Source organism: Burkholderiaceae bacterium, assembly GCA_024235995.1.
In the GTDB taxonomy this organism is placed as follows: domain Bacteria; phylum Pseudomonadota; class Gammaproteobacteria; order Burkholderiales; family Burkholderiaceae_C; genus Ottowia.
In genome coordinates, this window is record JACKLI010000001.1 from 1076804 (window position 1) to 1090779 (window position 13976).

Genomic DNA, 13976 nt, shown 5'->3' on the forward strand with positions numbered 1-13976 from the left:
GGATCATGCGGTCGCCAGAGCGCCCGCTTATTGCACCAGCGGCGTGTCGGCGGCGTCCAGTTGCACGCCCTCGACCTCGGCCGCGCCCGCCAGCAGCTGCAGGTACTGGCGCAGGGCGTTGACCCAGGTCTGCTGGCGCAGCAGCAGCGCCGCCGAGGCCTGCACGTCTTCGAACGGCAGCACCTGGCCGGGCTGGCGCTCGCACACCTCCACCACGTGCAAGCCGAAGCGGCTGTGCACCAGGCGCGAGAGCACGCCGACCTCGGCCTTGCCGAAGATGTCGCGGGCAAATTCGGGCGCGCAGTCGGCCTGGCTCAGCCAGCCCAGCTCGCCACCCTGCTGGCCGCTGGGGCAGTTGGACCATTGGCGCGCGGCCTCGGCAAAGCGCGCGCCGCCATCGTCGGCGCAGCGCAGGTCCAGCAGCACGGCCTCGGCGCGCTGGCGCAGCAGCTTCACGTCGACGCCCGGGGTGACGGCAAACAGCACGTGGCGCAGGCGCAGGCGTTCGCCTTCGCCGCCCAGCGTGGGGTGGGCGGCGTGGTAGCGGCGGCAGGCCTCTTCGGTGGGTTCGGGCACCTGCAGCGCGCGCTCCAGCAGTTGCTCGATGGCCTGCGTGGCGGCCTCGCTGGTGGCACCGTCCAGGCCGGGCGTGTCGTCCGGCGACAGCAGGCCCTCCTGCTGCGCCTGCTGGCGCAGCAGCTCGGTGCAGGCGCGCTGGCGCAGCAGATCGGCCGGCAGCTGCTCGCCGGGCGCGTGCAGCGCCACGCCGTTGATGCGCGCGATCGGGACGATGGGGGTGTCCACGGCGGGGGCGGCGCTGTCGCTGCCGCCGCAGCCGCAGGTGGGCGATCCGCAGGTGGAGGTGGTCATGGCGGTGGTCCTGGAAAGGGTGGCGGGGCGGCCCGGTGGTGGCTGTATCCCCCGCCATTGCGGGGGTTTCAGGTCAAATCGGGCTCTGGCCGGCTTGCATCAAGCGCAAGAAGCTATTGTTTTCAGAGCGAACGGCGCGGCTGGTTGTGTCCCGCTGGCAGGTTCAGGCGGCGGGCGCGCACCAGCTGGTAGGGGCGCAGGATGTAGGCCAGCGTGCCGAAGCCGCTCCAGATGTGGACCAGGCGGGTGAACGGGAAGATCAGGAACACCGTCATGCCCAGGAACAGGTGGGCCTTGAAGACCGGGCTGATGCCGGCCAGCATGTCGACGGCGTCGGCGCGGAAGGTGACGATGCGCTGGCCCCATTCGGCCAGACGGATCATGACCGAGCCGTCCAGGTGCTGGCCCGACAGCGGGATGGTGGCCAGGCCCAGCGCCAGCTGCACCCAGAAGATCCACAGCAGGGCGATGTCGCTGGTCTTGCTGGTGGCGCGGATGCGCGCGTCCGACAGGCGGCGGTGCAGCAGCAGCGTGACGCCGATGAAGCCCAGCAGGCCGGCGATGCCGCCCGAGACCATGGCCAGCACCTGCTTGTGGCCGGCGCTGATGAAGGGCTCGTACACCGCGTGCGGCGTCAGCATGCCGACGAAGTGGCCGAAGAACAGGAACAGCACGCCGATGTGGAACAGGTTGCTGGCCCAGCGCAGGCTGCCGGTGCGCAGCAGCTGCGAGGAGTCGCTCTTCCAGGTGTACTGGTCGCGGTCGAAGCGCACCCAGCTGCCGATGAAGAACACGGCCAGGCAGATGTAGGGGTACAGGCCGAACAGGAAGTGGTCGATCCAGGCGCTCATGGCGAGACTCCTTGGGAAGAAGAGGCGGAACGTGCCTTGCGCACGAAATGAACGGTTTGGGGCTGGCCGGGGCGGTTCTGCCCGCGCGTGGCGCAGCCGTCGAAGGCCTCGGGTTCGGCCCAGGCTTCGTCCAGTTCGGGCTCGGGCGCGATGGCCACGGCCTGGGCTTTTTCGCCGGCGGCCTCGAGCACGGCGGCGACCACGCTGGCGTAGGGGCTGTCCTTGGCCTGCAGCGCGCTGAACAGGGCGCCCAGCACATGCGCCATCTCGGCCAGAAACTCGCGCGCCACCGCGGGCGGCTGGGTGGAGGCGAACTCCAGCACCACGCCCAGGTGGTCGGGCAGCTCGGTCGTGTCCAGGCGCAGGCCGGCTTTCTCGTAGGTCTGCGTCAAATCGATCAGCGCCGGGCCGCGCTCGCGCGAGTCGCCGTGGATGTGCTCGAACAGGTGCAGCGAGGTGCGGCGGCCGCGGTCGAAGGTTTCGACGTAGCGCTCCTCGGCCTCGTACGGGTCCATCGCGCCGAGCTGCTGCGCCAGGGCCTGCAGCTCGGCCACGCGGGCCGCGGGCAAGGTCTGCTCGGCCTGCAGGGCGTCGATCAGCGCCGGCAGCTGTGCGCGCAATTCGGCGTCGGGGTAGGCCAGCAGGCGCGCCAGCGCGCGCAGCGTCAGGCGCATGCTCTCGGGAGGTTTGTTGAACATGGGCGAGCTCCTCAGACCACGGCCTTGACGGGGATGGTGCGCTTCTTCTTGCTGCCGAAGATGCTGATGGGCGTGGCGCCGTCGGAGCAGCCGTTGCCGAACGAGAAGCCGCAGCCGCCGCGCACGTCGAAGGCGTTCTCGGCGTATTCGCGGTGGGTGGACGGGATCACGAAGCGGTCCTCGTAGTTGGCGATCGCCATCACCTGGTACATGTCCTGCACGTCATGCGCCGTCAGGCCGACCTGCTGCAGCACCGCCATGTTCTGCACCTTGTCCACGTGCACGCCGCGCTGGTAGGCGCGCATGGCCAGCATGCGCTCGAGCGCGCGCACCACCGGGCCGGTGTCGCCGGCGGTGAGCAGGTTGGCCAGGTACTGCACGGGGATGCGCAGTTGCGACACGTCGGGGATCTCGCCGTTGATGCCCAGCTGGCCGGCGTTGGCCGCCGAGGTGATGGGCGACAGCGGCGGCACGTACCAGACCATGGGCAGGGTGCGGTATTCGGGGTGCAGCGGCAGGGCCACCTTCCAGTCCACGGCCATTTTGTAGACCGGGCTGTTCTTGGCGGCCTCGAGCCAGTTGTCGGCAATGCCGTCGAGCCGGGCCTGGCGGATCACCTCGGGGTCGTGCGGGTCGAGGAAGATGTCCAGCTGCGCCTGGTACAGGTCGCGGTCGCGCTCCACGCTGGCCGCTTCCTGGATGCGGTCGGCGTCGTACAGCAGCACGCCCAGGTAGCGGATGCGGCCCACGCAGGTCTCGGAGCACACGGTAGGCTGGCCGGCCTCGATGCGGGGATAGCAGAACAGGCATTTTTCGGCCTTGCCGGTCTGCCAGTTGTAGTAGATCTTCTTGTACGGGCAGCCCGACACGCACATGCGCCAGCCGCGGCACTTGTCCTGGTCGATCAGCACGATGCCGTCTTCCTCGCGCTTGTAGATCGAGCCCGAGGGGCACGAGGCCACGCAGGCCGGGTTCAGGCAGTGCTCGCACAGGCGCGGCAGGTACATCATGAAGGTGTTTTCGAACTGGCCGTACATGTCCTTCTGGACCTGCTCGAAGTTGACATCCTTGCTGCGCTTGGAAAATTCACCGCCCAGGATTTCCTCCCAGTTGGGGCCCCATTCGATCTTCTCCATGCGCTGGCCGGTGATCAGGCTGCGCGGGCGCGCGGTGGGCGCGGCCTTCATCTCGGGCGCCGACTGCAAATGGTCGTAGTCGAAGGTGAAGGGCTCGTAGTAGTCGTCGATCTGCGGCAGGTTCGGGTTGGCGAAGATGCGCATCAGCAGCTTCCACTTGCCGCCCTGGCGCGGCGTGATGGAGCCGTCGGCGTGGCGCGTCCAGCCGCCGTTCCACTTGTCCTGGTTTTCCCACTCCTTGGGGTAGCCGATGCCGGGCTTGGTCTCGACGTTGTTGAACCAGGCGTATTCGACGCCCGGGCGGCTGGTCCAGACGTTCTTGCAGGTGACCGAGCAGGTGTGGCAGCCGATGCACTTGTCCAGGTTCAGCACCATGCCGATTTGCGCGCGTATTTTCATCGTGTCTCTCCTTCTCGTTCAGGCATGGGCAGTAGCGGTGTCTACGGGCTGGTCCATCCAGTCCACGTGGCGCATCTTGCGCACCAGCACGAACTCGTCGCGGTTGGTGCCGATGGTGCCGTAGTAGTTGAAGCCGTAGCTGTACTGCGCGTAGCCGCCGATCATGTGCGTGGGCTTGAGCACGATGCGCGTGACCGAGTTGTGGATGCCGCCGCGCGTGCCCGTGATCTCCGAGCCCGGGGTGTTGATGATCTTCTCCTGCGCGTGGTACATCATCACCATGCCGGGCTTGACGCGCTGGCTGACCACCGCGCGCGCCGCGATGGCGCCGTTGGCGTTGAACAGCTCGACCCAGTCGTTATCGGCGATGCCGCCGCGCTTGGCGTCGTCCTCGCTGAGCCAGATCACCGGGCCGCCGCGGTTGAGCGTGAGCATGTGCAGGTTGTCGCTGTACGTGCTGTGGATACCCCACTTCTGGTGCGGGGTGATGAAGTTCAGTGCAATCTCGGGGTTGCCGTTGGGCTTTTTGCCCTCGACTTCGTGCAGCGCCTTCAGGTGCACCGGCGGGCGGTAGCTCACGAAGCCCTCGCCGAAGTCGCGCATCCAGGGGTGGTCCTGGTAGAACTGCTGGCGCCCGGTGAGGGTGCGCCATGGGATCAGCTCATGCACGTTGGTGTAGCCGGCGTTGTAGCTGACCTTCTCGCTTTCCAGCCCGCTCCAGGTGGGCGAGGAGATGATCTTGCGCGGCTGCGCCTGGATGTCGCGAAAGCGGATCTTCTCGTCCTCGCGGTGCAGCGCCAGGTGCACGTGCTCGCGCCCGGTCTGCTTGCCCAGCGCCTCCCAGGCCTTGCAGGCCACGTGGCCGTTGGTCTCGGGCGCCAGCATCATCACCGTCTCGGTAGCGTCGATGTCGCTGACGATGCGCGGGCGGCCCTGCGTGGCGCCTTCCTCGCGCACGCGGCCGTTCAGGTCGCCCAGCTGCGCCACCTCGGTCTCGGTGTTCCAGGCGATGCCCTTGCCGCCGTTGCCTACCTTGTCCATCAACGGCCCCAGGGCCGTGAAGCGCTTGTAGGTGTTGGGGTAGTCGCGCTCCACCACGGTGACCTGCGGCGCGCTCACGCCGGGGATCAGGTTGATCTCGCCGCTCTTCCAGTCCTTGACGCCGTAGGGCTGGGCCAGCTCGGCGGGGGTGTCGTGCATGATGGGGGTGAGCACCACCTCTTTCTCGACGCCCAGGTGGCCTTCGCAGACCTCGCTGAAGGCCTTGGCGAAGCCCTTGTAGATCTCCCAGTCGCTGCGCGACTGCCAGGCCGGGTCCACCGCCGCCGACAGCGGGTGGATGAAGGGGTGCATGTCGCTGGTGTTGAGGTCGTTCTTCTCGTACCAGGTGGCGGTGGGCAGCACGATGTCGGAGTACAGGCAGGTGGTGCTCATGCGGAAGTCCAGCGTGACCAGCAGGTCCAGCTTGCCTTCGGGCGCGTTGGCGTGCCACTTCACCTCCTGCGGCTTGGCATCCTGCGGGCCCAGGTCCTTGCCCTGCACGCCGTTGCTGGTGCCCAGCAGGTGCTTGAGGAAGTATTCGTGCCCCTTGCCCGAGCTGCCCAGCAGGTTGGAGCGCCACACGAACATGTTGCGCGGCCAGTTCAGCGGGTTGTCCGGGTCCTCGCAGCTCAGGGTGAGCGCGCCGTTCTTGAGCGACTGCACCACGTAGTCCTTGGGGTCCATGCCCTTGGCCTGCGCGTCCTTCACCACCTGCAGCGGGTTGGTCTGCAGCTGCGGCGCGCTGGGCAGCCAGCCCATGCGCTCGGAGCGCACGTTGAAGTCGATCATCGAGCCTTGATAAGCCTTCTTGTCGGCCAGCGGCGAGAGCACTTCCTCGACACCCAGCTTCTCGTAGCGCCACTGGTCGGTGTGGGCGTAGAAGAAGCTGGTGCTGTTCTGCTGGCGCGGCGGGCGGATCCAGTCGAGCGCAAAGGCCAGCGCCGTCCAGCCGGTCTGCGGGCGCAGCTTTTCCTGGCCCACGTAGTGCGACCAGCCGCCACCCGACTGGCCGATGCAGCCGCACATCATCAGCATGTTGATGATGCCGCGGTAGTTCATGTCGCAGTGGTACCAGTGGTTCATGGCCGCGCCGATGATGACCATGGAGCGGCCCTGGGTCTTGTCGGCGTTGTCGGCGAACTGGCGCGCCACGGCGATCACCTGGTCGCGCGGCACGCCGGTGATGCGCTCCTGCCAGGCCGGGGTGTAGGGGGTGTTGGCGTCGTAGCCGCCGTCCTGCGGCTCGCCGGGCAGGCCGCGCGGCACGCCGTAGCTGGCCACCTGCAGGTCGAACACCGTGGCCACGGCCACGCGGCCCTGCGCGCCCTCGCCGTTCAGATCGAGGTGGGTGACGGGCACGCGGCGCACCAGCACGTCGCCGCCCTGGTCGTTGGCGTGGAAGTTCGGCGTGTCGATGCCGCCGAAGTAGGGGAAGGCCACGTCGGCCACCTCGTGCGCCTGGGCGCCGTCCTCCAGCACCGAAAGCTTGAGCTTGACGTCGCTGCCGCCCTGGGCTTCCTTGGATTCCAGGTTCCACAGGCCCTGGTCGGGGCGGCCTTCCTTGCCCCAGCGAAAGCCGATGGAGCCGTTGGGCAGCGCCACCTTGCCATCCACGTCGTAGGCGACGGTCTTCCAGTCGGGGTGGTTGGCCTGGCCGAGCTGGCCGGCGAAGTCGCTGGCGCGCACGTAGCGGTCGGGCACCATGGCGCTGCGGCCGTCGGGCAGCTGTTTCTCTTTCAGCACCACCAGCAGCGGCAGGTCGGTGTAGCGGCGCGCGTAGTCGTCGAAGTAGGCCGAGCGCTTGTCGAAGTAAAACTCTTTCAGGATCACGTGGCCCATGGCCATGGCCACGGCCGCGTCGGTGCCCTGCTTGGGGTGCAGCCACAGGTCGGCCAGCTTGGCGACCTCGGAGTAGTCGGGCGTGACGGAGACGATCTTGGCGCCCTTGTAGCGCACCTCGGTGAAGAAGTGCGCGTCCGGCGTGCGCGTCTGCGGCACGTTGGAGCCCCAGGCGATGATGAAGTTGGAGTTGTACCAGTCGGCGCTCTCGGGCACGTCGGTCTGCTCGCCCCACACCTGCGGGCTGGACGGCGGCAGGTCGCAGTACCAGTCGTAGAAGCTCATCGGCACGCCGCCGATCAAATTCAGATAGCGGCTGCCGGCGGCGTACGAAATCATGGACATGGCCGGGATCGGCGAGAAGCCGATGATGCGGTCCGGCCCGTGCTGCTTGATGGTGTAGACGTTGGCCGCGGCGATCAGCTGGTTGACCTCGTCCCAGCTGCTGCGCACGAAGCCGCCCAGGCCGCGCTGCTTTTGCCATTCGCGGCGCGCGTCCTGGTTCTCGACGATGGCGGCCCAGGCGTCCACCGGGCTCTTGGCCACGGCCAGCGCGGCCCGCCAATGCTTGAGCAGGCGCCCGCGCACCAGCGGGTACTTGACGCGGTTGGCGCTGTACAGGTACCAGCTGTAGCTGGCACCGCGCGCGCAGCCGCGCGGCTCGTGGTTGGGCAGGTCGGGCCGCGTGCGCGGGTAGTCGGTCTGTTGGGTTTCCCAGGTGACGATGCCGCCCTTGACGTAGATCTTCCACGAGCACGAGCCGGTGCAGTTCACGCCGTGGGTGGAGCGCACGATCTTGTCGTGCGCCCAGCGGTCGCGGTAGGCGTCTTCCCAGGTGCGGTCTTCGCCGTTGGTCTGGCCATGGCCCTGTGAGAAGGTTTCGCGTGGCTGCGCGAAATACGAGAGGCGGTCGAGGAAGTGACTCATCGGGGGTTGCTCCTAGGAAATCGTTGTCGAGGCGCGGTCAGCAGGGCATCTCGGCGTTCTTGCGTGCGTAATACCACCATGTGATGAGTACGCACAATGCGTAGAAAACCGTAAAGATCCACAGCGCCAGCTCGGGGCCGCCGGTGGCGGTGATGGAGCTGCCGTAGCTCTTGGGAATGAAAAAGCCCCCGTAGGCGCCCAGGGCGCCGGCAAAGCCGACGGCGGCGGCGCCTTCGGTGTTGCCTTCCTTGATGGCCTGCACGCGCGCCGCTTCGTCGTTGCCGCGCAGCGCGTGCAGCTTCTGGTTGAGGAAGATCACCGGGATCATGCGGAAAGTCGAGCCGTTGCCGATGCCGGTGGTGCAAAACAGAATGAGGAACATCACGAAGAAGCCGGCGAAGCTGCCCTCGGCCGGCCCGAAGGGCAGGGCGTAGGCGCTCAGGCCCTTGGGAAGGAAGTACAGCACGCCCAGCACGGCCAGCGCCATGACGACGAAGTTCCAGAAGGTGACCACGCCGCCGCCGATCTTGTCGGCCAGCCAGCCGCCGAAGGGCCGCGTGAGCGCGCCCACCAGGGGTCCCAGCCAGGCGTAGGCCAGCGGGTTGATGCCGGGAAACAGCGCCTTCATCAGCAGCGGAAAGCCGGCGGCAAAGCCGATGAAGGAGCCGAAGGTGCCCAGGTACAGCCAGCACATGATCCAGTTGTGCTTGGCGCGGAAGATGGCGGCCTGTGCGGCGAAGCTGGCCTTGGCGTCGGCGATGTCGTTCATGCCGAACCAGGCGGCGATGGAGGCAATGGCGATCCATGGCACCCAGATGAAGGCGGCGTTCTGCGCCCAGACGTGCTGGGGCTCGCCGTTTCTCAGGATGACCTGGGAGTCGCCGCCGAAGACGCCGAAGATGCCCAGCGTGATCACCAGCGGGCTGAGGAACTGCACCACCGACACGCCCAGGTTGCCCAGGCCGGCGTTGACGCCCAGGGCCGAGCCCTTGCGCTCCTTGGGAAAGAAGAAGCTGATGTTGGCCATGCTGGAGCTGAAGTTGCCCCCGCCCAGGCCGCACAGCAGCGCCAGCACCAGCATGGTGGGGTAGCCGGTGGTGTTGTCCTGCACCGCCATGCCGATGCCGATGGCCGGGATCAGCAGCGAGGCGGTGGACAGCGCCGTCCAGCGCCGCCCGCCGAACACCGGGATCATGAAGGAATAGAAGATGCGCAGCGTGGCGCCCGACAGCGCGGGCGCCGCCGCCAGCCAGAACAGCTGGTTGGTGGAGTACTTGAAGCCCAGCGCCGGCAGGTTGACGGCGACCACGCTCCAGACCTGCCAGATGGCGAAGGCCAGGAACAGCGCGGGCACCGAGATCCACAGGTTGAGCTTGGCGACGGCCTCGCCCTCGCGCTCCCAGAAGGACTTGTCTTCCGGGGTCCAGAGCGTGAGCAGCCGGCCTTTCTGGGCGCTGCCTTGCGAAACGGCGTTGGGGGACATGATGGGATCTCCGGTGGGATCAACGGGTGGCGGGCACCGCGGCGTGCGCGCCCTGGGGGGTCATCAGGTCGGTGCGGCGCACCTCGGTGAAGTACATCCAGATCAGCGACACCCAGACCACGCCGTACATCAGCATGAAGGCGCTGGAGCGGATGCCGGTCAGGTCCATCAGCGCGCCGAACATGATCGGCAGCACGAAGCCGCCCATGCCGCCGGCCAGGCCCACGATGCCGCTGATGGCGCCGATGTTGTCGGGGTAGTCGTCGCCGATGTACTTGAACACGCTGGCCTTGCCGAAGGCCATGGCGATGCCCAGCACGGCCATGATGGCGGTGAACAGGTAGACGTTCAGGCCGATGTGGAAGGTGCTGGGGCCGTTGACGGTGGTGACGGTGAAGTCGGTCTGCGGGTAGGACAGCAGGAACAGGCAGATCCAGCACACCCACATCACCCACCAGGTGACGCTGTGCGCGCCGTACTTGTCCGACAGCACGCCGCCGATGGCGCGCAGCACGCCGCCCGGCAGCGAGAAGCACGCGGCCAGCAGCGCCGCCACGCGGATGTCCAGGCCGTACTCGCCCACGTAGTACTGCACCATCCACAGGCTCAGCGCCACGTAGCCGCCGAACACGATGCTGTAGTACTGGCAGTACTTGAGCACCTTGGGGTCCTTCAGCGCCTTGAGCTGCTCGGTGAAGGTGACGTTGCTGGGCACCAGGTGCGTCGGGTCGCTGTAGCTGAACAGCCAGAACAGCACCAGCGTGCCCAGCATGATGGCCGCGTAGACGTGCGGCACCGCGGCCCAGCCGAAGGCCACCAGGATGACGGGCGCGACGAACTTGTTGACGGCCGCGCCCGAGTTGCCCGCGCCGTACACGCCCATGGCCATGCCCTTGCGGTTCTTGGGAAACCAGCGCGCCACATAGGGCGTGCCCACCGAGAACGAGCCGCCGGCCAGGCCCACGAACAGGCCGATGACCAGGAAGTGCCAGTACTGCGTGGCGTAGCCCATCACCCAGATGGCCGGCACGGTGACGGCCATCAGCACGGTCATCACGATGCGCCCGCCGTACTTGTCGGTCCAGATGCCCAGCGGCACGCGGATCAGCGAGCCCGCCAGCACGGGCATGGCCGTCAGCAGGCCGAACTCGGTGGCGTTCAGGTTCAGCATCTTCTTGATCGGGATGCCGATGACGCCGAACATCATCCAGACCATGAAGCAGACGGTGAAGGCCAGGGTGCTCACGATGAGCACCGACCAGGCCTGCCGGTTGCGGCGCGAATCTTGTGCCGCGGGAAGCGACGCGGATGCCATGCTGTCGTCCTTTCTTGAGGGATGGCATGGATGTTCGCGCAGCACTCAGGGTTTTCCCATACCTCCGTGGAAGGCATGGGCGGGTGCAGAAGAACGATGGCACCCGGCAGGCGCCTACTTCCAAAGAACTAGGGGCAGCGCCTGGGGTTTTGATGAAATCCGGATCTGGCCCGCATCGACATTGCCCGAAAAGCTATCAAAAAAGAAGCAACCCTATTCGATGCGTTGCCGGTCCGAGGCGTAGACCGCCGCCTGCACGCGCGAGCTGAGGCCCAGCTTGCGCAGGATGTGCTGCACGTGGATCTTCACCGTGGTCTCGGCGATATCCAGCGTGCGCGCAATCTCTTTGTTGCTGGCGCCGCGGGCGATCTCGCGCAGCACCTCCTGCTCGCGCGGCGACAGCTGCGGCGCCGCGTCTTCCTCGGGCGCGGGCTGCTGCGGCCCGGGCTCGGGCGCGCCTTGCGACTGGAAGGCCGCCACCAGCTTGCCCATCATCTCGGGGCTGACCACCGGCTCGCCGCGGGCGGCGCGGCGGATGGCCTGCGCCAGCAGGTCGCCGTCGATGGTCTTGAGCAGATAGCCCTGGGCGCCGTGGCGCAGCGCGGTGGCCAGGTCCGCGCCGTCCTCGCTGACGGTGAGCATGATCACGCGGCTGCCCCCCGCGGCCTCGCGCAGCCCGGCGATGGCGTCTACGCCGCGCACGCCGGGCAGGTGGTTGTCCAGCAGGATCACGTCGGGGCGCAGCTGCGGCAGCAGGTGCAGCGCCTGGGCGGCGTCGCCCGCCTCGCCCACCACGCGCAGGTCGTCGTACTGCGACAGCAGGGCCACCAGCCCGCGGCGCAGCAGGGTGTGGTCGTCGACCAGGAACAGGGTGATGGGCGTGGCGGTCATGCGGCGGCGATGAAGGGCGTGGGAAAGGCCGGCGCGCGCTCGTCGGCGCCGGCGGCGGGCAGCTCCAGGGTGACGCAGGTGCCGGCGCCGGGGCTGGATTCCAGCCGCAGCTGGGCGCCGATGTGCCGGGCGCGTTCGCGCATGATGCCCAGGCCCACGTGCAGCGAGTCGGGCGGCACGGCCTCAGGGTCGAAGCCGCTGCCGTCGTCGTGCACCTCGAAACGCCAGCCCGGGTGGCGCTGCACGCGCAGCTGCACGTGGCGCGCGCCGGCGTGCTTGCGCACGTTGGACAGCGCCTCCTGCACGATGTGCAGCACCTGGATCTGCACGTCGGGCGCCAGCGGCAGGCCCTGGCCCGCCATGTCCAGCGTGGTGCCCAGGCCGGTCTGGTGCTCGAACTTGGACAGCGTGGCGCGCAGTGCCTGCTCGATGTCCTCGTCCTGCGTGCGCGTGCGAAAGTGCACCAGCAGCTCGCGCACGTCGGCGTAGCACTCGCGCACGCCCGCGTCCAGCTCGGCCATGCTGCGGTCGCGGGCGGCGGTGTTGCCCTTGGCCACGGCGTCGCGCAGCAGCTGGGTCTGGATCTTGAGAAAGGCCAGCGACTGGGCAATGGAGTCGTGCAGCTCGCGCGCGATCAGGCTGCGCTCCTCGGCCACGGCGGCCTCGCGCTCCAGCGCCGTGGCGCGCAGCCCCTCCATCGAGCTGGCCAGGTGCCGCGCCATGGTGGACAGCAGTTCGCGCATGTCCGGCGACAGATCCAGCGTCGTGCGGTAGAACAGCGTCACCTCGCCCAGCAGCCGCTGGTGCAGTTGCACGGGGATGCTGACGATGGTCTCGTAGCCCGCCTCGCGGCAGTGCGGCAGCTTCAGCCGTCCGGCCGGCGCGATCGGGATCACGCGCATCTGCGCCTGCGCCCGCGCCTGGCCGCACTCGCAGGCGCCGGTGTTCAGGCAATGCTCCTGCTCGGCCAGGGACTGCGGCAGGCCGTCGGCGGCCAGCAGCACGTAGCGCTGGTTGGCCTCGTCCGACCAGCGCAGCGCGGCCGCGTCGCTGCCGGAGACGCCGCGGATCTGCTGCACGAAGCCCTGGGCCAGCACCTCCAGGTGGTTGGCCTCGGCCGCCAGCGCGCTCACCGCGTACAGCGCGGACAGGCGCTGGTTCTGCACCGCGATGCTGGCGGTCTTCTCGCGCACCTTGCGCTCCAGGTCCTCGCGCGAGCCCTGCAGCGCATGGGCCATCAGGTTGAAGCCGGCCGCCAGCTGGCCGAACTCGTCGTTGGACTGCACCTCCAGGCGCGTGCCCAGGTCGCCCTGGCGCACGCGCGCCAGCGCCTGCTGCAGCTGCGTCACGGGGTTGAGCACCAGCAGATAGCTCAGCGCCACGAAAGCCACGGCCGAGCCGATGGCCAGGGCCACCAGGAACAGGTGGAACAGGTGCAGGATCGCCGTCCAGCGCATGATGCGCTGCTCGATGGCCTGCACGAAGTTGTCGATCTCGCCGACGAAGGCGTCGCCGCGCGCCACGGCGGCGGCGGTGCTTGCCGCCGGCGGAGCCTTGCCCCACTGCTGCTGCATGGCCTGCCACTCGGCGCGGATGTGTTCGTATTGCGCACGCGTTTCGTCGTTCCAGGGCACGAACAGGGGGCGTGCCGGGTCGCCCGTGCGCAGCAGCTCCAGCCCCTCGTCGAAGCGCTGCTCCAGCTGGGCCAGCGCATGGGGCGTCTCGTTCTGCTGCGCCAGCTCCATGCGCAGAAAGTTCATGCGCAGCCGGCCGGCCTCGTTGACGGCGGCGGCGCCGCCTTCGAGCTGCCAGGTCACCCACAGCGTGAAGCCGATGGCGGTCAGGGCCACCAGCAGCGCCCCCAAGCCCATGGCCAGCAGCTTGGTCGACAGCGTGAATTGCTTGCGCATGGCGGCAGTTTAGCCATGGCCGGGGGCTGCGTCGGTTGCGCAGGATCGATCGGCATAATCGGCCATCGATGTTGCGAGGTGCAAGCATGTTGGGATTGTTTTCGAGACGGCGGCTGATGGTGGCGCTGGCCAGCGCCGTGGCGGCCAGCGCCGCGTGGGCGCAGCCGGTGGTGCAGGTGCAGGATGCGTGGGCGCGCGCCACCGTGCCCGGCCAGGGCGCCACCGGGGCCTTCATGACCCTGATGGCGCCGCAGGGCGCGACGCTGGTGGGCGTGTCCTCGCCGACGGCCACGGCCGAGCTGCACGAGATGGCCATGGACGGCAACGTCATGCGCATGCGCCCGCTGGCCTCGCTGGCCCTGCCGCCCGGCCAGGCGGTGACGCTCAAGCCGGGCGGCTTGCACGTCATGCTGCTCGATTTGAAGGCGCCGTTGGCGGCGGGCACCACGCTGCCCCTGACGCTGCAGCTGCGCGACGCCAAGGGCGCGACGACCGCGCTGGACGTGCAGGTGACGGTGCGTGCGCTCAACGGCGGCGCCATGGGGCAGGGCATGGGTCACGGCCCCGCGCACGGGCGTTGACTTGGGCCGCGCCTGCGCTAAGCTGCGCCCACGCG

The 13976-nt window shown here is 68.4% G+C and carries 10 protein-coding genes; 1 reads left to right on the plus strand and 9 read right to left on the minus strand.

What is annotated here, in order from left to right; all coding sequences use genetic code 11:
- Window positions 1-27: 27 nt before the first annotated feature.
- From H6927_05335 to H6927_05375, 9 genes are all read right to left on the minus strand, one after another.
- Window positions 28-870 (minus strand): peptidylprolyl isomerase, encoded by an 843-nt coding sequence (locus H6927_05335; GenBank protein MCP5217517.1) that lies wholly within the window; start codon window positions 868-870, stop codon window positions 28-30.
- A 122-nt stretch (window positions 871-992) separates the two neighbouring features.
- Complete coding sequence (narI, locus tag H6927_05340; protein MCP5217518.1) at window positions 993-1721, minus strand: respiratory nitrate reductase subunit gamma; 729 nt, start codon at window positions 1719-1721, stop codon at window positions 993-995.
- Window positions 1718-2419, minus strand: a complete 702-nt coding sequence (gene narJ / locus H6927_05345; GenBank protein ID MCP5217519.1) for a nitrate reductase molybdenum cofactor assembly chaperone — start codon at window positions 2417-2419, stop codon at window positions 1718-1720. The genes narI and narJ overlap by 4 nt, the downstream gene beginning before the upstream one ends.
- An 11-nt stretch (window positions 2420-2430) precedes the next feature.
- On the minus strand, window positions 2431-3954 hold the full coding sequence (gene narH, locus H6927_05350; protein MCP5217520.1) for a nitrate reductase subunit beta: 1524 nt from the start codon (window positions 3952-3954) through the stop codon (window positions 2431-2433).
- Between the two features lie 18 nt (window positions 3955-3972).
- Window positions 3973-7761, minus strand: coding sequence for a nitrate reductase subunit alpha (locus H6927_05355; GenBank protein MCP5217521.1), 3789 nt, complete (start codon window positions 7759-7761; stop codon window positions 3973-3975).
- Window positions 7762-7798: 37 nt separating this feature from the next.
- Window positions 7799-9244 (minus strand): MFS transporter, encoded by a 1446-nt coding sequence (locus H6927_05360; protein ID MCP5217522.1) that lies wholly within the window; start codon window positions 9242-9244, stop codon window positions 7799-7801.
- A gap of 19 nt (window positions 9245-9263) precedes the next feature.
- Window positions 9264-10559 (minus strand): NarK/NasA family nitrate transporter, encoded by a 1296-nt coding sequence (locus H6927_05365; GenBank protein MCP5217523.1) that lies wholly within the window; start codon window positions 10557-10559, stop codon window positions 9264-9266.
- A 213-nt stretch (window positions 10560-10772) separates the two neighbouring features.
- Window positions 10773-11450, minus strand: a complete 678-nt coding sequence (locus H6927_05370; GenBank protein MCP5217524.1) for a response regulator — start codon at window positions 11448-11450, stop codon at window positions 10773-10775.
- Window positions 11447-13360, minus strand: coding sequence for a type IV pili methyl-accepting chemotaxis transducer N-terminal domain-containing protein (locus H6927_05375; protein ID MCP5217525.1), 1914 nt, complete (start codon window positions 13358-13360; stop codon window positions 11447-11449). Before H6927_05375 ends, H6927_05370 begins: the two co-directional genes overlap by 4 nt.
- Window positions 13361-13446: 86 nt before the next feature.
- Here H6927_05375 and H6927_05380 point away from each other — a divergent pair, with 86 nt between their 5' ends.
- The gene (locus H6927_05380; protein ID MCP5217526.1) at window positions 13447-13941 is read left to right on the plus strand and encodes a copper chaperone PCu(A)C; all 495 of its coding nucleotides are present in this window, start codon (window positions 13447-13449) and stop codon (window positions 13939-13941) included.
- Window positions 13942-13976: the final 35 nt, after the last annotated feature.

Excerpts from the sequence above, each read along its gene's own strand:
- narJ (MCP5217519.1), bottom strand. The coding sequence starts at position 2,419 with ATGTTCAACAAACCTCCCGAGAGCATGCGCCTGACGCTGCGCGCGCTG.
- H6927_05365 (MCP5217523.1), bottom strand. The coding sequence starts at position 10,559 with ATGGCATCCGCGTCGCTTCCCGCGGCACAAGATTCGCGCCGCAACCGG.
- narI (MCP5217518.1), bottom strand. The coding sequence starts at position 1,721 with ATGAGCGCCTGGATCGACCACTTCCTGTTCGGCCTGTACCCCTACATC.
- H6927_05380 (MCP5217526.1), top strand. The coding sequence starts at position 13,447 with ATGTTGGGATTGTTTTCGAGACGGCGGCTGATGGTGGCGCTGGCCAGC.
- narH (MCP5217520.1), bottom strand. The coding sequence starts at position 3,954 with ATGAAAATACGCGCGCAAATCGGCATGGTGCTGAACCTGGACAAGTGC.
- H6927_05355 (MCP5217521.1), bottom strand. The coding sequence starts at position 7,761 with ATGAGTCACTTCCTCGACCGCCTCTCGTATTTCGCGCAGCCACGCGAA.
- H6927_05360 (MCP5217522.1), bottom strand. The coding sequence starts at position 9,244 with ATGTCCCCCAACGCCGTTTCGCAAGGCAGCGCCCAGAAAGGCCGGCTG.
- H6927_05370 (MCP5217524.1), bottom strand. The coding sequence starts at position 11,450 with ATGACCGCCACGCCCATCACCCTGTTCCTGGTCGACGACCACACCCTG.
- H6927_05335 (MCP5217517.1), bottom strand. The coding sequence starts at position 870 with ATGACCACCTCCACCTGCGGATCGCCCACCTGCGGCTGCGGCGGCAGC.
- H6927_05375 (MCP5217525.1), bottom strand. The coding sequence starts at position 13,360 with ATGCGCAAGCAATTCACGCTGTCGACCAAGCTGCTGGCCATGGGCTTG.